At 75.3% G+C, this 17,798-nt stretch carries 13 protein-coding genes; 12 read left to right on the top strand and 1 reads right to left on the bottom strand.

All coding sequences use genetic code 11. The annotated features are described in order from the left end of the window. Window positions 1-257: 257 nt before the first annotated feature. From ACFWA9_RS23095 to ACFWA9_RS23050, 10 genes are all read left to right on the top strand, one after another. A complete protein-coding gene (locus ACFWA9_RS23095) occupies window positions 258-881 on the top strand; it encodes a response regulator transcription factor (protein ID WP_329486306.1) in 624 nt (207 codons plus the stop codon). Beyond that, complete coding sequence (locus ACFWA9_RS23090; RefSeq protein ID WP_352291392.1) at window positions 878-1,522, top strand: response regulator transcription factor; 645 nt, start codon at window positions 878-880, stop codon at window positions 1,520-1,522. The genes ACFWA9_RS23095 and ACFWA9_RS23090 overlap by 4 nt, the downstream gene beginning before the upstream one ends. Window positions 1,523-1,703: 181 nt before the next feature. Then, entirely contained in the window at window positions 1,704-4,907 is a 3,204-nt protein-coding gene (locus ACFWA9_RS23085; protein ID WP_380389411.1) for an amino acid adenylation domain-containing protein, read from the top strand. Window positions 4,908-4,941: 34 nt separating this feature from the next. Next, window positions 4,942-6,210: a diaminobutyrate--2-oxoglutarate transaminase gene (gene ectB, locus ACFWA9_RS23080; protein WP_380389409.1), complete on the top strand. Its 1,269-nt coding sequence runs from the start codon at window positions 4,942-4,944 to the stop codon at window positions 6,208-6,210. Between the two features lie 44 nt (window positions 6,211-6,254). Further along, a complete protein-coding gene (locus tag ACFWA9_RS23075; protein ID WP_380389407.1) occupies window positions 6,255-7,202 on the top strand; it encodes an ornithine carbamoyltransferase in 948 nt (315 codons plus the stop codon). 59 nt (window positions 7,203-7,261) lie between these two features. Continuing rightward, the gene (locus ACFWA9_RS23070) at window positions 7,262-9,598 is read left to right on the top strand and encodes a lantibiotic dehydratase (protein ID WP_380389405.1); all 2,337 of its coding nucleotides are present in this window, start codon (window positions 7,262-7,264) and stop codon (window positions 9,596-9,598) included. After that, the gene (locus tag ACFWA9_RS23065) at window positions 9,595-11,121 is read left to right on the top strand and encodes an amino acid adenylation domain-containing protein (protein ID WP_380389403.1); all 1,527 of its coding nucleotides are present in this window, start codon (window positions 9,595-9,597) and stop codon (window positions 11,119-11,121) included. Before ACFWA9_RS23070 ends, ACFWA9_RS23065 begins: the two co-directional genes overlap by 4 nt. Then, window positions 11,118-12,095 (top strand): threonine/serine dehydratase, encoded by a 978-nt coding sequence (locus ACFWA9_RS23060; RefSeq protein ID WP_380389401.1) that lies wholly within the window; start codon window positions 11,118-11,120, stop codon window positions 12,093-12,095. Before ACFWA9_RS23065 ends, ACFWA9_RS23060 begins: the two co-directional genes overlap by 4 nt. A 46-nt stretch (window positions 12,096-12,141) precedes the next feature. Then, window positions 12,142-12,402, top strand: a complete 261-nt coding sequence (locus ACFWA9_RS23055; RefSeq protein WP_380389399.1) for a phosphopantetheine-binding protein — start codon at window positions 12,142-12,144, stop codon at window positions 12,400-12,402. Between the two features lie 11 nt (window positions 12,403-12,413). Further along, entirely contained in the window at window positions 12,414-14,720 is a 2,307-nt protein-coding gene (locus tag ACFWA9_RS23050; protein WP_380389397.1) for a lantibiotic dehydratase, read from the top strand. 132 nt (window positions 14,721-14,852) lie between these two features. On the opposite strand, the gene ACFWA9_RS23045 is transcribed toward ACFWA9_RS23050, so the two are convergent. Next, window positions 14,853-16,199, bottom strand: a complete 1,347-nt coding sequence (locus tag ACFWA9_RS23045) for a tetratricopeptide repeat protein (RefSeq protein ID WP_380389395.1) — start codon at window positions 16,197-16,199, stop codon at window positions 14,853-14,855. Window positions 16,200-16,417: 218 nt separating this feature from the next. Here ACFWA9_RS23045 and ACFWA9_RS23040 point away from each other — a divergent pair, with 218 nt between their 5' ends. Continuing rightward, window positions 16,418-16,954, top strand: a complete 537-nt coding sequence (locus ACFWA9_RS23040) for an ATP-binding protein (RefSeq protein WP_380389393.1) — start codon at window positions 16,418-16,420, stop codon at window positions 16,952-16,954. A 111-nt stretch (window positions 16,955-17,065) separates the two neighbouring features. After that, the gene (locus ACFWA9_RS23035) at window positions 17,066-17,653 is read left to right on the top strand and encodes a phosphotransferase (protein ID WP_380389392.1); all 588 of its coding nucleotides are present in this window, start codon (window positions 17,066-17,068) and stop codon (window positions 17,651-17,653) included. Window positions 17,654-17,798 lie beyond the last annotated feature (145 nt).

Raw genomic sequence — 17,798 nt, 5'->3', positions numbered from 1 at the left:
GGCGCGCGCCGCCCCCGGTGGGCGGCGGCGGGCCGCCCCCACCCTTCGGGCCCGCCGCCCCGTACCGGACGGACCGGGACGATTCGCCGGCGGATCCGGACGGGGCGCCCGGCGCCGTCCGCGCGACGGGGGCCGTCCGGACCGGCCCCGGCGCCCCCCGCGGCGGGGAATGCGGGTGATCGCGCCCCATGCGGCAGGGCGCACCGGAAGCGAAGACTCCTCGCCGAGAGGCTCACCCCGCTGACCGAGGAGTGCACATGGGCAACCCCCTGCCGCTTTGTGTCGTGGCCCTGGACCCGGTGCTGGAAGCCGGCGCCGTCAGCGCGCTGTCCGGCAACCCGGACATCGCCCTGGTCCAGCCCGAGGAGAAGGCCGACGTCGCCGTCGTCCTGGTCGACCGGGTGGACCGTCAGGAGCTCGACCTGGTGACCGCGACGCGCACCGGACCGCACCGGCCCGCCGTCGTCGTGATCGCCGCCGACCTGTCCCCGGCCGAGGCCGCGGACGCCATCAACGCCGGGGCCCGCGGCCTGCTGCGCCGGCGCGAGGTCAACGCCGACCGGCTGGCCCGGACGGTGCTCACCGTGGCCGGCGGCGACTGCACGGTGCCGCCCGACCTGATCGACGGGCTCCTCGACCACGGCACCGACCTCGACCCGCACCCCGGTGCCCGCGGCCACGGCCCCGGCTGGGGCCTGGACGAACGGGAGCGCGCCGTCCTGCGGCTGGTGGCCGACGGCCACGAGACCGACGAGATCGCCCGGGCGCTCTGCTACTCCGCACGGACCGTCACCACCGTGGTCCGCGACATCACCCAGCGGTTCCGGCTGCGCAACCGCGCCCACGCGGTGGCCTACGCCCTGCGGGCGGGTCTGCTGTGAGCGCCCTCGCCCTCGCCACCAGGCCCGAGACCGAGCGGCGGCCCGCCACCGCCCTGCGCGTCCACCTCGGCCCGGCGGGCGGGCCGGCCCGCGAGAAGGTGGCCGCCAACCTGCGCCGGGCCGGCATCGAACTCGCGGCCGGCCACTCCGGGGCCACCGTCCGGGTGGCCGCCGGGCCGACGCCCGGCGCCGCGCTGGACGGCTGGCCGGAGCCCGACGGCCGCCCGCTGCTGCTGGTCGCCGACACCTTCACGGCCGACGGGGTCCGGCGGGCCGTCCGGGCCGGGGCGGTGGCCATGCTGCAGTCCACCGAGGCCACCCCGGAACGCCTGCTCACCGCCGTCCGCTGCGCCCGGCACGGCGAGGGCCGGATGCCCTACGGCGTCCTGGTCGGCCTGCTCGGCCCGGCGGAGGACGGCGCGCCCGCCCCGCGCCGGCCCGCTCCGGACTCCCCGCTGACGGCCCGGCAGACCGCCGTGCTCGGCCTGGTCGCCGAGGGCCACGGGAACGCGGCCATCGCCCGCGAACTCTCCTGCTCCGAGCACACCGTGAAGAACGTCATCTACGACCTGATGGCCCGGCTCCAGGTCCGCAACCGGGCCCACGCGGTGGCCCACGCCGTCCGCACCGGGCTGATCTGACCCGGCGCCGCCCCGGCCCGCCGCGGCCGGAGCCGCCGAACAGAGACATTGACGCAGCAAAAGCGGCGCCCCGCGCTGCCGCTCCTTCCCTACTCCCCCGCCGCACCCGACCGGCAAGCTCCGGTTGTGCCCCGACCACCCGGGGCGCGCGACGTTCTGACTACCCCTTGGAGGTGAGCCGGTGGACCGCGGTGACGTCCGGACGACATCGTTCTCGCAGCAACGGCTGTGGTTCCTCGACCAGCTGCGGCCCGGTACGGCGGATCATCTGCTGCCGCTGGCCCTGCGCCTGCGCGGCGGCGTCGACGCCGCCGCCCTCGCCGCCGCCCTGACCGCCGTGGTCGCCCGGCACGAGGTGCTGCGCACCCGGTACGCGGCCGCCGACGGCGAGCCGGTGGCCCGGGTGGCGCCCGCCGTCGAGGTCCCGCTGGAGACCGTCGAGGCGCCCGCCCCCGGCGAGGCCGGCATCACCGCCGTCCTCGACCTGGTGCTGCACCGGCCGATCGAGCTGACCACCGCGCCGCCGCTGCGGGCCACCCTGGCCCGGCTCGCGGCCGACGACCACCTGCTGGTCGTCGTGGTGCACCACATCGCCTTCGACTTCTCCTCCTGGAACGTCTTCACCCGCGAGCTGGCGGCCGCCTACCGCGCGGCGACCACCGGGGGCCCCGACGGCCTGCCGGACCTCCCGCTCCAGTACGGCGACTTCGCGGCCCGCCAGCACGAGCGCACCACCGGACCCCGGCTCGCCCGGCAGCTCGGCTACTGGGGCTCCCGGCTGGCCGGGCTGCCACCCCTGGAGCTGCCCACCGACCGCGCCCGGCCCGCCGAGTGGGACGGCGCCGCCGCGGTGGCCCGGTTCACCCTCCCCGCCGAGCTGGTGGCACGCGCCGACCGGCTGGCCCGGTCCCGGCGCGCCACCCGGTTCATGGTGCTGCTGGCCGCCTTCCAGGCGCAGCTGGGCCGGTACAGCGGGCAGAGCGACTTCGCCGTCGGCACCCCGGTCGCCGGCCGGGGCCAGGCCGCCACCCGGGACCTCATCGGCCCGTTCGTCAACACCGTGGTGCTGCGCGCCGACCTGTCGGGCCGGCCGAGCTTCGGCGAGCTGGTGGACCGGGTCCGCAGCGGCTCCCTCGCCGACCTCTCGCACGCCGAGACGCCGTTCGAACGCGTCGTCACCGAGCTGGCCCCGGAGCGCGACCTCAGCCGCAACCCGCTCTTCCAGGTCTCCTTCCTGACCCTCGACTCCCAGGCCGAACCGCCCGCGCTGCCCGGCCTGGACGTCGAGCTGGTGCCCACCCCCGTCGCCGGGACGCCGTTCGACCTGGCGCTGGACCTGCTCGGCCGCCCCGACGGCAGCCTGGGCCTGCGCCTGCAGTACGCCACCGCGCTGTTCGCCCCCGAGACGGCGGCCCGCCTCACCGAGGACTACGTCGGGCTGCTGCGCGAGGTCCTCGCCGCCCCGGACGAACCGCTGGCCCTCGCCACCGCCCGGCTGGCGCCGCTGCCCTCCGGCGAGCGCCGCCGCCGGCTCGCGCTCGGCCTCGGCGCCGCCCGCGAGGTGCCCTCCCCCACCGTCACCGACCTCTTCGAGCGGCAGGCCCGCAGCACCCCGGACGCCGTCGCCGTCCGCTCCACGGACGGCGAGCTGAGCTACGCCGGACTCGACGCCCGGGCCGACCGCCTGGCGCACCGGCTGCGCGGCCTCGGCGTCGCCCGCGGCGTCCGGGTCGGCGTCCTGCTGGAGCGCGGCACCGGCCTGCTCACCGCGCTGCTCGCCGTCCTCAAGGCGGACGGCGTCTACGTCCCGCTCGACCCGATGCACCCGGTGAAGCGGATCGGCTACCTGGTCGAGGACACCGGGGCGGCCGTGGTGGTCACCACCGGCGCGCTGGCCGGCCGGGTGGCGGACACCGCCGCGACTACCCTGCTGCTCGACGGCGACGGCCCGCAGGCCGGCCCGGTGACCCGGCCGGACCGGCTCGACCGGACCACCGGCCAGGACGACCTCGCCTACGTCTTCCACACCTCCGGCTCGACCGGCATGCCCAAGGGCGTGCAGATCCCGCACCGGGCGCTGACCAACTTCCTCCGGTCGATGGCCGCCCGGCTGGAGCTGCCGCCGCACGCCACCGTCCTCGGACTGACCACCGCCTCCTTCGACCCCTCGATGCTGGAGCTCTGCCTGCCGCTGCTCACCGGCGCCCGGCTGGTGCTCGCCGACACCGAGCAGGCCCGCGACCCCGAGCGGCTGATCCGCCTGATCGGCGAGGCCCGCCCGCACGTCGTCCAGGCCACCCCCTCGATGCTGCGGATGCTGACCGACACCGGCTGGCTGCCCGCTCCCGGCCTCACCGTGCTCTCCGGCGGCGAGAAGCTGCACACCGAGCTGGCCGCGACGCTCGCCGCCGGCGGCGCCCCGGTGTGGGACCTCTACGGGCCGACCGAGGCCACCATCTGGACCAGCGTGGCCCGCCACGGCGCCGACGGACAGGTGCTGACCTGGGCCGCGGTGGACAACACCAGCGTCCGGGTGCTCGACGACCGGCTGGAGCCGGTGGCCGAGGGCGGCACCGGGCAGGTCTGCATCGGCGGCGACGGCCTCGCCTGGGGCTACCGCGGGCGGCCCGGCCAGACCGCCGGCGCCTTCCTCCCCGACCCGCACGCCACCGTCCCCGGCGGCCGGCTCTACACCACCGGCGACCTCGGCCGGCTGCGCCCGGACGGCTCGCTGGAGATCCTCGGCCGCAGCGACCACCAGGTGAAGATCCGCGGCCACCGGATCGAACCGGGCGAGATCGAGGCCGCGCTGCTCGCCCTGGACGGCGTGCGCTCCGCCGTCGTCCACCCGACCCCGGACGGCTCCGGCGGCCGCCAGCTCACCGCCTACCTGGTCGCGGAGGACGCCGAACGGCCGCCCACCGGCGAGGAGCTGCGCGCCGCCCTGCTCGACTCGCTGCCGCACCACCTCGTCCCGGCCGCGTTCGTGCTGCTGGACGCCATCCCGACCGCGGTCAGCGGCAAGGTCGACCGGCACGCGCTGCCGGTGCCGGAGCCCCGCACGGCCGCCGCCGCCTCCGCCGCCCCGCGCACCGCGCGGGAGCGGGCCGTCGCCGCGGTCTGGGAGGAGGTCCTCGGCAGCACCGGGATCGGCGCCCACGACGACTTCTTCCGGCTCGGCGGGCACTCGCTGCTCGCCACCCGGGTGGCCGTACGGCTGCGCGCCGCCCTCGGGGTGGACGTGCCGGTGCGGGCGCTCTTCGACCACCCCACCGTCGCCGCCCTCGCCGCGGCCCTGGACGGCTACCCGCGGACGGCCGCGGACGGCCCGCTGCCCCGGCTGACCGCCCGCCCGCGCGGGGACCGCGCGACCGCGGGCCGCTGACCCCTCCTTGCCCTCCTCGCCCCAAGGAACCCCCATGACCACCGCCACCACCACCGACACCTCCGTCTTCGAGAAGCTCGAATCCGAGGTGCGGTCGTACTGCCGCACCTTCCCCGTGGTGTTCGAGCGCGCCAAGGGCGCGCTGCTGCACACCGACGACGGCCGGCCCTTCATCGACTTCTTCTGCGGCGCCGGCAGCCTCAACTACGGGCACAACGACGACGCGGTCAAGCAGCGCGTCCTGGACTACCTCGCCGCCGACGGCGTGATGCACGGCCTGGACATGCACACCGTCGCGAAGCGCGAGTTCCTCACCCGCTTCAACGAGATCGTCCTGCAGCCGCGCGGGCTCGACTTCAAGGTGCAGTTCACCGGCCCGACCGGCACCGACGCGGTGGAGGCGGCCCTCAAGCTGGCCCGCCGGGCCACCGGCCGCACCGGGCTGACCGCCTTCACCGGCGCCTACCACGGCATGTCGCGCGGCTCGCTGGAGGTCACCGGCAGCCGCCGCGCCCGCCGGGCCGGCGCGGTGACCGGCGGCGACGTCACCTTCGTGCCCTTCGAGGACGGCCCGCTCGGCCCGTTCGACTCGATCGACCTGATCGAGCGGCTCTGGGCCGACCCGTCCTCGGGCACCGAGCCGCCGGCGGCGGTCGTCGTCGAGCCGGTGCAGATGGAGGGCGGCGTCTACCCGGCGAGCCGGGAGTGGCTGCGCCGCCTGCGCGGCGTCACCGAGCAGTACGGCGTGCTGCTGATCCTCGACGAGATCCAGTCCGGCTGCGGCCGCACCGGCACCTTCTTCGGCTTCGAGGACGCCGGGATCGTGCCGGACATCGTCACCGTCTCCAAGTCGCTCAGCGGCTACGGGCTGCCGCTCTCGCTCACGCTGTTCCGCCGCGAGCTGGACCTGTGGCAGCCCGGCGAGCACACCGGCACCTTCCGCGGCAACCAGCTGGCCTTCGTCGCGGCCACCGCCGCCTGCGAGTTCTGGCAGCAGGACGCCTTCCTGACCGGACTGGAGCGGAACTCGGCCCGGCTCGACCGGTTCCGGACGGAGCTCGCCGCGCTGGACCCGGAGCTGGTGCTGCGCGGCCGGGGCATGGTGCTCGGCATCGACACCGCCCCGGCGGGCGGCGCCGACCGCGCCGAGCGCGTCCAGCGGTACGCCTTCGACCACGGCCTGATCATCGAGCGCTGCGGCCGGCACGACGAGGTCCTCAAGGTGATGCCCCCGCTGACCATCGCGCCCGAGCTGCTGGACGAGGGCCTCGGCGTCCTGCACGACGCCCTGCGCGCCAACTGACGGTCCGCCACCCGAGCCACCGAGCACCCGAGGAGGAACCCCCGATGCCCCGACCGCCCCGCCGCCACCTGGTCTCCCTGGACGACCTCTCCGACCGCGAGCTGCGCTGGATCGCGTACCGCGGCGCCCAGTACGCCGCCGGCACGTGCGAGAGCGCCCGGCCGCTCTCCGACGCCGTCGTCGGCGTGCTGTTCCGCAAGACCTCCACCCGCACCCGCACGGCGTTCTCCGCCGGCGCGCTGCGGCTCGGCGCCCGGCTGATCACCTACGGTCCCGACGACCTCCAGGAGAACACCGGCGAGACCACCGAGGACACCGCCGAGGTGCTCTCCCGGATGCTCGACGTGCTGGTGGCGCGCACCGCCGGCAGCACCGAGGAACTCCGCGCCTACGCCGCCCAGCAGCGGATGTCCGTCGTCAACGCGATGAGCGCCGCCGAGCACCCCACCCAGGCGCTCACCGACCTCACCACCATGCTCGGCCACTTCGGGCGGATCGAGGGACTGCGGGTGCTCTACGCCGGGGAGGGCAACAACACCGCCTCGGCGCTCGCCCTCGCGCTCGCCCGCTTCCCCGGCGCCGAGCTGCACCTGCGGACCCCGGCCGGCTACGGGCTCGACCCGGCCTACCTCGACCGCGCCCGCACCCTCGCCAAGGAGGCCGGCGCCCTGGTCGAGGAGCGGCACGACATGGCCGACCTGCCGGAGGCCGACGTCGTCTACACCACGCGCTGGCAGACCACCGGCACGGCCAAAGCCGACCCCGACTGGCGGCGCGACTTCGAGCCGTTCCGGGTCGACTCCTCCGTGCTCGCGGCCTGCCCCGGCGCCGTCTTCATGCACGACCTGCCGGCGCACCGCGGCGACGAGGTGACCGGCGACGTGCTGGACGGCCCCGCGAGCATCGCGTTCCAGCAGGCCGAGAACAAGTACCACAGCGCCCGCGCGGTCCTGGAGTGGTGCCTCGGCGGCATCCCGGCCGAACAGGCCTGACGGCCGGTCGGCCACCGGCGGACGACCCGGCGCACGTTTCCCAGGGAGGTAGCTCAGCAATGTCCGACACCATACGAATGCCCGGCGGTGGGTGGCGCCTGTGGCCGCACTTCGCACTCCGCGGGCCGGGCTTCCCCGCCGCCGGGGTGCTCCGGCTGGCGCCGGAGGGCCTGGCGACGGCCGCCGACAAGTTCACCCCCGGCGAGGTACCGGCGAAGGCCGACTGGGAGGCCTTCGAGGAGGCCTTCACCGCGGCCGCCGTGCAGACCGCGCGGGACCTCCAGGAGATCGCCGCCTCGGGACCGTTCCGGGCCGCGGTGGCCTGGCAGAACCGGGCGGTGCTGGGCACCGGCATCAAGTCGTTCCTCGACTGGACGCCGTCCGCCGAGGGCCGCACCAGCATGCCGCGCCAGCGCGAGGAACTGGTCGCCCACTACTGGCAGCGGTTCTGCGTCAAGAACGACACCATCGGCTTCTTCGGCCCGGTCGGCTGGGGCACCTTCGACACCGACCGGCGCGGCGTCGAGGTCCACCCCGGCACCGGCCTGGTCGCCGACTCCCAGGTGTACTTCTCCAGCTGGTCGATGGACGCGCTGGCCAAGGCGATCGACCGGGACCCCCGGGTCCGCGACTGGACGCCGCCGCGCCCGGTGCCGTTCGTCCGGGCCGCCGAGGGCACCGTGCTGGTGCCCGGCCGCCCGCCGCTGCCGGTCTCCGAGGCCGCGCTCGCCGTCTTCCGGCTCTGCGACGGCCGCCGGACCCCGGCCGGGATCGCCGAACTGGCCGGCCGGGAGCTCGGCCGGCCGCTGCCCGCCGCGGAGGTCACCGCCGCGCTGGAGTGGCTGGTCGCCCGCCGGCTGGTGCTGTGGAAGCTCGACGTCCCGGCCGGCACCTATCCGGAGCGGGAACTGCGGGCCATGCTCGACCGCATCGGCGACGCCGAGGTGCGCGAACCCGCGCTGGCCCGGCTGGCGGTCCTCGAAGAGGGCCGCGACCGGGTGCAGCGGGCCGGCACCGACCCCGAGGAGCTGACCGCCGCCCTCGCCGCGCTGGAGGGCGCCTTCGCCGAGATCACCGAGGTCGCGGCGGTCCGCGAGAAGGGCGCCCGGACGGCGCCCAACCGCGCCCTGGTCTACTCCGACACCCGCCGCTCCGCCACCGCCACCGTGGGCACCGCCGTCCTGGAACAGCTCGCCCCGCTGGAGCTGTGCATGACCGCCGCCCGCTGGATGACCAACCGGTACGCGGAGGCGGTCGGCGAGCGCATCCGCACCGCCTACCGCGCCCTGCGCGAGCGCGGCGGCGGCGGCCCGGTCGACCTCGGCTCGCTCTGGTTCGCCTGCCTGCCCGCCCCGCACCCGGAGTCGATCGCCGACATCGACCGGATCCAGGCCGACCTGCGCGAGCGCTGGCGGCGGATCATCGACGCGCCGGACGGCGCCCGGCGGGTCCACCTCGCCGCCGCGGACATCGCCGAGCAGGTCCACGAGGCGTTCCCGGAGGGCGGCCGGGGCTGGTCGCTCAGCCGGTACATCAGCCCCGACCTGATGATCATCGCCGAGGACCTCGACGCCGTCGGGCGCGGCGAGTTCGAGCTCGTGATCGGCGAGCTGCACGTCGCGATGAACACCCTCGGGCAGTCCCTCTTCGTCCACCAGCACCCGGACCGCGAGCAGCTGATCGACGAGACCAGCCGCGACTTCCCCGGCCCGCGCCTGCTCCCGATGCTGCCCAAGGAGCTGCCGCTCAAGTGGTCCGCCCGCAGCCGGCAGGCGCTCGGACGGCCGCAGGACCACTACGTCGCCCTCACCGACCACACCTCCGACCCGCACCGCCCGCGCACCGTGCGCTCCGGCGACGTCCTGGTGGAGGAGCGCGACGACCGGCTGGCCGCCGTGCTGCCCGACGGCTCCGAGTTCGAACTGCTCGACGTCTTCTGCCACGCGCTCACCAACCGGGTGATGGACCGCTTCACCCTGCGCTCGGACGGCGACCACTCGCCGCGGATCACCATCGACTCCACCGTGGTCGCCCGGGAGACCTGGCGCTTCGCCGGAGCCGCCCTGGACTTCGCGGACGAGAAGACCGAGGCCCGGCGGTTCGTCCGGGCCCGGCAGTGGCGGGACGCCCACGAGCTGCCCCGCTTCGTCTTCGTGGTCTCCCCCACCGAGCCCCGGCCGTTCTTCGTCGACTTCGACAGCCCGGTCTACGTCACCATCCTCGCCAAGGCCGCCCGCCGGCTCGCCCGCAAGGACCCGGACGCCCGCCTGACCGTCAGCGAGATGCTCCCCACGCCCGAACAGACCTGGCTCACCGATGACCAGGGGCAGCGCTACACCTCCGAACTGCGCCTCGTCGCCGTCGACCGGACCACCGGGACGGAGGAACCGGCATGAGCACCCCCGCCGGGGCCACCTTCGTCGACGCCATCCGGGCGCACGCCGACCGCGCACCGCAGGCCCCCGCCCTGCTGACCCCCGGCGGACCGGTCGGCTACGGCGAACTCGCCGAGCGGATCGACCGGCTGGCCGCCCACCTGGCCGCCCACGGCCTCGGGCCGGAACGGGTCTGCGCGGTGGCGCTGCCGCCCGGCGCCGACGCCGTGGTGGCGATCGCCGCGGTCGTCCGCACCGGCGGGGCGTTCCTCGCCCTGGACACCGAACTGCCCGACGGGCGGCTCGCCGCGCTCGCCGCCGGCGGCGCGGCGGCGCACCTGCTCACCACCGCGGCCCTGGCCGACCGGCTCGGCCCGCTCGTCGGCGCGCCCGCCCTGCTGCTCGACCGGCTGCCCGCCGACCCGCCGGCCGCCCCCGCGTTCCCCGCCCCGCACCCGCGTTCGCTCGCGTACGTCAGCCACACCTCCGGCTCGACCGGAGCGCCCAACCCGGTGCTGATCGAGCACCACGGCCTCGACACCTACCTGCGCGCCGTCGCCCGCGACAACCACCTCGGCCCCGGCACCGTCACCCTCCAACTCGCCCCGCCCGGCTACGACGCCTCGATCCGGGACACCTTCGCCCCGCTGACCGCCGGCGGCTGCGTCGTCCTCGTCGACCGCTCGCGCCTGCTGCGCGCCGAGGCCTTCGCCGACACCGTCGCCGAGTACGGCGTCGACACCGTCCTCAGCACCACCCCGTCCTTCCTGACCTTCCTCTCCCAGCACCCGCGCGCCGCCGAACGGCTGCGCTCCCTGCGGCTGCTCTGCTCCAGCGGCGAGTCGCTGCGCCCGTTCCTCGCCGCCGGCGGCCGCGCCCTGGTCGGCGGCCGGCTGGTCAACCAGTACGGGCCCACCGAGTGCACCATGACCTCCACCCGCTACGAGGTGCCGGCCGACCCGGACACCGCCACCGACACCGTCGGCACCCCGATCGAGGGCACCGTCGTACGGCTGCTCGACCCGCGGGGCCGCGAAGTCCCGGACGGCCAGGTCGGCGAGGTGCACATCGGCGGCGCCGGGGTGGCCCGCGGCTACGGCGGACTGCCCGGCCTGACGGCCGACCGCTTCCCGCCCGACCCGCACGGCCCGCCCGGCACCCGGCTGTACCGGACCGGCGACCTCGCCCGGCGCGGCCCCGACGGCACCCTCGACTACCTCGGCCGCGCGGACCGCCAGCTCAAGATCCGCGGCCACCGGGTCGACCCGGCCGAGATCGAGGGCGCCCTGCTCACCCACCCCGACGTCACCGGTGCCGTGGTGACCGCCGAGACCGACGACCGGGGCCGGACCTGGCTCGACGCCCACGTCACCGGCCCGCTCGCCGCCACCCCCGACGCCCGGCTGCGCGCCCACCTCGCGCTCACCCTGCCGCCGCACATGATGCCCCGGCGCTTCACCCGGCTGGAGCGGCTGCCCGTGACGCACAGCGGCAAGACCGACCGCCGCGCCCTGCGCGCGCCCGTGCCGGAGGCCGTCGCGTGACGGCCTCCGACACCCGCCCGCTGACCGGTCTCGCCACCGGCACCGGCCTGCCCGGGCCGGCCGACGTCCTGGCCGCCGCCGAGCGGATCGCCCCGCACGTGCGGCACACCCCGCTGCTGCGCCACGACACCCTGCCCGGCCTGCTCGTCAAGGCCGAACACCTGCAGCACAGCGGGTCGTTCAAGCTGCGCGGCGCGGCCAACGCGATGCTCGCGCTCGGCGCCGACGAGGTGGTCGCCGGCTCCTCCGGCAACCACGGCATCGCGGTGGCCACCCTGGGCCGGATGCTCGGCGTCCGGGTCACCGTGGTGATGGCCGCCGGCGCCGCCGAGGCCAAGGAGCGGGCGATCCGGGCGCTCGGCGGCCGGGTCCTGCGGGTGCCCGGCGGCGTCGCCGAACGCGACCGCCACGCCAGGGACCTCGCCGCCCGCACCGGCGGCGCGCTGGTGCCCTCCTCCGACCACGGACTCGTGATCGCCGGTCAGGGCACCGTCGGCCTGGAGGTGTTCCGGGACGCCCCCGACCTCGAATCGATCTTCGTCCCGGTCGGCGGCGGCGGCCTGCTGGCCGGCGTCCTGCTGGCGGCCGCCCGGCTGCCGAGGCCGGTGCGCGTCATCGGCGTGGAGCCCGAACGGGCCCGCCGCTACGCCCGCTCGATGGCCGCCGGCGAACCGGTCGAGCTGCCGCCCAGCGACACCGTCGCGGACGGGCTGCGCGGCCAGCGGCCCGGTGAGCTGACCTTCCCGATCGTCCGGCGGCGGGTCGACGACCTGATCGGCGTCGACGACGCGGCGGTGCTGCGCGCCATGGACCTGCTGCACCGCGCCGGCATCGCCGCCGAACCCAGCGGCGCCGCCGCCCTCGCCGGCGCGCTGCGCTCCGGCGCCCTGCGGCCCGGCGCGGCGGGCCGCACCGCGGTCGTCGTCTCCGGCGGCAACTCCGCCGCCGCGCTGGCCGCCGCCACGACCCGCTGAGCACCCCTCTTTCCCCCGCCTACCCACCCCTTCGGAAGGACCGACCATGACCACCATCGACACCGCCGAACTCACCGCGCGGATCACCGGGTTCTACCGCGAGACGCTCGGCGACGACGGCCTCGACACCGACAGCGACTTCTTCGAGGCCGGCGGCGACTCGCTCGCCGCCTTCCAGATCGTCGACCGGCTCCAGGAGCTGGTCGGCGCCGAGATCGCCGTCGCCCTGGTCTTCACCTACCCGTCCCCCGCGGAGCTCGCGGAGGTCGTCGTCGACGACCTGTCCCTCGCCTCCGCCTCGGCCTAGGGGGCACCGGAATGCACGAGGAATCCGTCTCCCTGAGCGGCCGGTGGCGGCTGTGGGACCAGGTCGCGGTGCGCGGCCCGGGGTTCCCGGCCGATGGGGTGCTCCGGCTGGCGCCGGAGGGCCTGGCGGCGGCCGCGGACAAGTTCGGCGCCCGGGACAAGCTCTCCGGGGCCGCCTGGCAGGCCTTCGAGGAGGAGTTCACGCAGGCCGCCGCCCGGGCGGCGGAGAACGCGCAGGAGATCGCCGCCTCCGGGTCGTTCCGCGCGGCGGTCGCCTGGCAGAACCGCGGGGTGCTGGACTCGGCGATCCGGCCGTTCCTCAACTGGTCGCCCGCGACCGAGGGCCGGACCTTCAAGCAGCGCCAGCGCGAGGAACTGGTCGCCCACTACTGGCAGCGGTTCTGCGTCAAGAACGACACCATCGGCTTCTTCGGCCCGGTCGGCTGGGGCGCCTTCGACCCCGACCGGCCCGGCATCACCATGGACCCGGGCACCGGGCTGATCGCCTCCTCGGAGGTCTTCTGGTCCAGCTGGTCGATGGACGCGCTGGCCCGCGCGATCGGCGCCGACCCGGCGGTACGCGTCTGGACGGCGCCCCGCCGGGTGCCCTTCGTCCGGCTGGAGGAGGACGCGGTACGCGTCCCCGGCCGCCCGCCGCGCCCGGTGGAGCCGGAGACGCTGCGGGTGCTGCGGCTCTGCGACGGCACCCGCACCGCCCACGCCATCCAGCAGCAGACTGGCCCGGGGACCGACGTCCCCGCGCTCCTCGACGAGCTGGTCCGGCGGCGCTGGATCACCTGGCAGCTCGACCTCCCCGCCGACATCCGGCCGGACCGCCGGCTCCGGACCGCCCTGGAGCGGATCGGCGAGCCCGCCGTGCGCGCCGAGGCGCTCGCCCGGCTCGACGAGCTGGAGCGCGCCGCCGAGGCCGTCCGGGCCGCGGCCGACGACCCCGAGCGCCTGGTGGCCGCCCTCACCGAGGTCGAGCAGACCTTCCAGCGGGTGACCGACGCGGCCGCCAAGCGCGAGAAGAGCGGCACCACGGCGCCCGGTCGCGCGGTGGTCTACCAGGACTGCCGGCGCGCGGCCCACGTGACGCTCGGCAGCCGGGTGCTGGAGGCGCTCGCCCCGCTCGAACTGCTGATGGACGGCGCCGCCTGGCTCGCCGCCGCGCTGGCCGCCCGGGTGTCGGAGCGGGTCGCCGCGGTGTACGGGAAGCTGCGCGCCGAGACCGACGCCGACCGCCCGGTGGACCTCGCCACCTTCTGGTTCGCCTGCATGCCCGTGCTGCACGGCGCGGCGGGGGCCGACGCCGCCGAGCTGCAGGCCGAGTTCGAGCGCCGCTGGCAGCGGATCCTGCCGTCCACGGAGGGCGTGCGCCGGGTCAACGTCGCGGGCGCCGACCTCGCCGACCTCGCCGACCGGGTGGCGGAGGCCTTCGGGCTCGCCACCGCCGCGGGCTGGACCGCCGCCCGGTACATCAGCCCGGACATGATGATCGCGGCGGAGGACACCGCGGCGATCGACCGCGGCGAGTTCGAACTCGCCCTCGGCGAGCTGCACCTGGCCTCGAACACACTCGGCAACGAGCTGTTCGTCAACCAGCACCCGGACCGCCGGGAGCTGTTCCACCGGACCGACCGCGACCACCCGGCGCCGCGGCTGATGCCGCTGCTGCCGAAGGAGCACAAGGCCCGGCTCTCCGCCCGGATCCGGCACGCGCTGGTCCGCCCGCAGGACTACCAGGTCGCCCTGCTCGACAACACGGCCGACCCGCACCGCGACCGGACGGCGCCGAGCGCCGACGCCGTGGTGGAGCAGCGGGACGGCCGGCTGACCGTGGTGCTGCCGGACGGCGCCGTGTTCCCGGCCGTCGAGGTCTTCTCGCACGTGCTGACCACCCTGGTGATGGACCGCTTCCGGCTGCTGCCGGAGGCCGACCACTCCCCCCGGATCACCATCGACAAGATGGTGGTGGCCCGGGAGACCTGGCGGTTCGTCGGCTCCACGCTGGACTTCGCGGACGAGAAGACCGAGCCGCGCCGGTTCGTCCGGGCCCGGCACTGGCAGGACGCGAACGAGCTGCCCCGCTTCGTCTTCGTGGTCTCCCCCACCGAACCGCGGCCGTTCTTCGTCGACTTCGACAGCCCGGTCTACGTCAACATCCTCGCCAAGGCCGCCCGCCGACTGGCCCGCAAGGACCCGGACGCCCGGCTGACCGTCACCGAGATGTTCCCCACGCCCGAACAGGCCTGGCTCACCGACGACCAGGGCCGCCGCTACACCTCCGAACTGCGCCTCGTCGCGGTGACCGACTGACACCACCGTTCCCACCCCGCACCACCGACCCCGGGCCGGGCTCCCCCAGGAGCCCGGCCCGGTCGCGTGCGCTCGTCGCACGGGCGAGCTCCGGCGCCCCATGGAGGGCCGCGCCCCCGCTCGACAGAGGATTCAGAACGGACGGCCGACCGCGATGGGCCGGGCACGTTCCAGGAGCTCGCGGACGTGGGGGTCGCGGCAGTGCGACCGGGTTGCGGAGAGCATGGCGCGGAAGCGGTCGTCGGCCCGGCCGGACTGGAGATGGGGGAAGTCGTCCAGCGCGAGGTGCCAGTTCTGGACGGCTTCCTCCAACCGGCCGGCTTCGAGCTGCCATTCGGCGAGCATCGCCCGGTGGCGGACGCGGGCCCGGCGGTACACGGTGGGGCGAACCTTCTCCGAGTGCAGGAGCGCACGGATCGCGCCTTCGCGGTCGCCAAGCTCGTAGGTGACCTGGGCGACGTGGTACGAGAGCGAGGCTGGGTCATAGGAGCCGTGGGCCTTGGCCTTGGACTCGGCCTGCTCCATGGCGACTTCGGCCTCGCGGAGCATTGCGAGCGCTCCGGCGCGGTCACCGTTCCGGGCGAGCGCATGGGCCTGCTGGCCGGCGAGGAAGGCGCGCATCCGAGGTCCGGCCTCGGGTGAGGCGGCAGCAGCGGCGTTCGCGTACCTCAACGCAGGAGCGCCGTGGCCGAGCTCGACGGCCTGGACGCTCATGCCGCGCAGGGTGGTGCAATAGGTGAGGTGGTCGCCGGCCGCGAGCGCGAGCTCCAGGGCTTTGGTGTAGTACCTCTGGCCGAGCAGGTCCAGGCGCTCGTCCACGGCCATGTAGCCGGTCAGGTAGAGGTGATCGGCGGCGGCGGACAGCATCGCCTTGCGCACCCCGGCCGAGGCGGTGGCCTTCAGATGCGGCACGATGTTGTTGACCATGAACGCCGCGGCCATCGGGCGGGCGGTCCGGCCGCCGAACTGGTCGTCGATCTCGCTGATCCGCTCGGTCATGGCGATCACGGCCTCGACCTCGGCCATGCCGATCCTGGCGTGCGGGTCGGTCTTCAGCCGCTCGAACCTCCCGATGACGTCCGGCCAGCCGGGAATGGTGAGGGCGACCGAGTACAGGCCCGCCCCGAGTACGCCCCTGCGCGATGGGTCCATGTCCATGCTCCCGAGGTCGATCAGCCCAGCCACCGTATCCCCGGACCGGGCCTGAACGTCAGGCTGATCGGCGAAGCCCGCCTCGAACGCGGTAACGGGCCGGCGCAAGCGGCGGGTCAGCGTCTCCAGGACCACCTTCTGGTACTTGGCCATGGGACGGGTGCCCGAGAGCCAGTGCGAGACGGCCGACTCGTCGTACCGCAGCCTGTAACCGGCCTCGGTGCCAGCTCGGTTGACCGCACGGGCGAATTCGCCGTTGCTCACCCACCGGCACTCCGAGACCAGTGCGGCGAGCTTGCCGTTGGGTTTCCGTTCGCGTGCTGCCATTTCTGCCCCCGGGCCGGGTTTCAAGGGTTTCAGGCGTCCGGGGTGTCTCTACCGTGTTCACGGCGAGCGCACACATGTTGACTCGTTGTCAGGCCGAACGAGAGCCCCGCGTGCTGGGGCGGCTTCGGCTCCACGATCGGCGGCACCACCCACCTGCTCGTCCACTCCCAGGTGGCCGCGGTGCTGCTCTCCAGGCCAGTGCCGAAGGGTGCCCCACCGTGGTCGTGCATTCCCATGTCTTCTTCCTGACCAGAGATCCGCGCTCCGTGCCCGTCGCCCGCCACAGGGTGCGGACCCACATCGTCAGCTGGGGTGTCCTGCTTGACGAGGACGCGCGGCTCGCGTTGGACACGGTCACCTCCGAGCTGGTGACCAACGCAGTGCAACACTCCGACCGGCCGATGGTCACCGTCGCCGTCTACGTGAGCGTCCGGCTGCGGCGGGCCTTGGTCGAGGTCTACGACGGCTCGACCGCGCTGCCCAGGCCCCGCCACGCCGACACTGAGGCGGAGAGCGGCCGTGGGCTGGAGCTGGTCGAGTGCCTGGCCGTGGCGCACGGGGTTGAGCGGACCGAGCGGGGCAAGCGGGTGTGGGCGGAGCTGGCGCTGCCTGAGCAGCCGGTGACCCGACGCCATCTCCTTGCCATCCCGCGCCGGGCCGTACGAGCTGCCCTCCGCTTGCTCCCGCGTCCCGGGCGCTCTCCGATGCGGCCCCCGTACGAGCCCGGCGGCACCCGCCCCCGCGCTGCCCTCTGAAACGGCCCCTCGCACCGCCCAGGGAACCGACCTCGAAGGGATCAGCCCGATGACCAGTGTGACCAGCGCGGACGGAATCCTCGGCCGCCGTGGACTGCGGGCCGGCGTCGAATGGTCCGCGCCCGGGGCCTCTGGGACGCCTTGGAAGCCGCCCACCGCAGCGCCGACACTGCCGCCGAGCGCCGGTCGATCCTGACGACCGCCGCCGAGGCCGCCGAAGCACTCGCCGAGCTGCACGCCGCCGGCTGGACCCACGGTGACCTCCAGCCCGACCACGTCGTCTTCGAGGACGACGCTGTACGGATCATCGACCTGGCCTGTGCCCAGGGCCCCGTCCCGATGCCGTTCTACGTCCACCGCGGCGGCATGACCCATACCACGGCTCCCGAGGTGGCAGCCTCTGTGATCGGCTCCACCGAGCACATCGCAACCACACCCGAGGCGGACGTGTGGTCGCTGGCCGCGTCCCTTTTCTGGTCCTGGACTCGCACTCCGCCGACCGATTACCGCGACCCAGACAGTGGCCGGGCCGAACTCCTCGCCGACATCGCGACCGGCCGCCTGCGCGACCTCGCCGCCGTCCGGCCCTGGTCGTTCCCACCGTTCGAGGATGCCGTGCTCGCCGGCCTCGCTCACGACCCCGCCCGGCGTCCGTCAGCCGCGGTGCTGGCACGGTTCCTCCGGTCCACTGAGCCGTAGCACGGCTCGGCGCTACAGGCGAGTCGGCGTGGATCGGCTTCTACCAGCACTCCCCGCGCTGCGCCGACGCCGACGAGGTCTTCCGTTCCCCGGCCGACACCGCGAGGGCGGGGGCGCTGTGCGCGCCCCCGCCCTCGCGGTGGTT

Source organism: Kitasatospora sp. NPDC059973 (genome assembly GCF_042737525.1).
Lineage (GTDB): Bacteria > Actinomycetota > Actinomycetes > Streptomycetales > Streptomycetaceae > Kitasatospora.
The sequence above is the reverse complement of the archived record's forward strand: the minus strand, read 5'-3'. Positions and strand labels throughout refer to the sequence as shown.

Bases quoted from the DNA above. Each gene is read 5' to 3' on its own strand.
- ACFWA9_RS23035 (WP_380389392.1), top strand. From the start codon at position 17,066: ATGGTCCGCGCCCGGGGCCTCTGGGACGCCTTGGAAGCCGCCCACCGC.
- ACFWA9_RS23095 (WP_329486306.1), top strand. From the start codon at position 258: ATGGGCAACCCCCTGCCGCTTTGTGTCGTGGCCCTGGACCCGGTGCTG.
- ACFWA9_RS23050 (WP_380389397.1), top strand. From the start codon at position 12,414: ATGCACGAGGAATCCGTCTCCCTGAGCGGCCGGTGGCGGCTGTGGGAC.
- ACFWA9_RS23045 (WP_380389395.1), bottom strand. From the start codon at position 16,199: ATGGCAGCACGCGAACGGAAACCCAACGGCAAGCTCGCCGCACTGGTC.
- ACFWA9_RS23070 (WP_380389405.1), top strand. From the start codon at position 7,262: ATGTCCGACACCATACGAATGCCCGGCGGTGGGTGGCGCCTGTGGCCG.
- ACFWA9_RS23065 (WP_380389403.1), top strand. From the start codon at position 9,595: ATGAGCACCCCCGCCGGGGCCACCTTCGTCGACGCCATCCGGGCGCAC.
- ACFWA9_RS23055 (WP_380389399.1), top strand. From the start codon at position 12,142: ATGACCACCATCGACACCGCCGAACTCACCGCGCGGATCACCGGGTTC.
- ectB (WP_380389409.1), top strand. From the start codon at position 4,942: ATGACCACCGCCACCACCACCGACACCTCCGTCTTCGAGAAGCTCGAA.
- ACFWA9_RS23075 (WP_380389407.1), top strand. From the start codon at position 6,255: ATGCCCCGACCGCCCCGCCGCCACCTGGTCTCCCTGGACGACCTCTCC.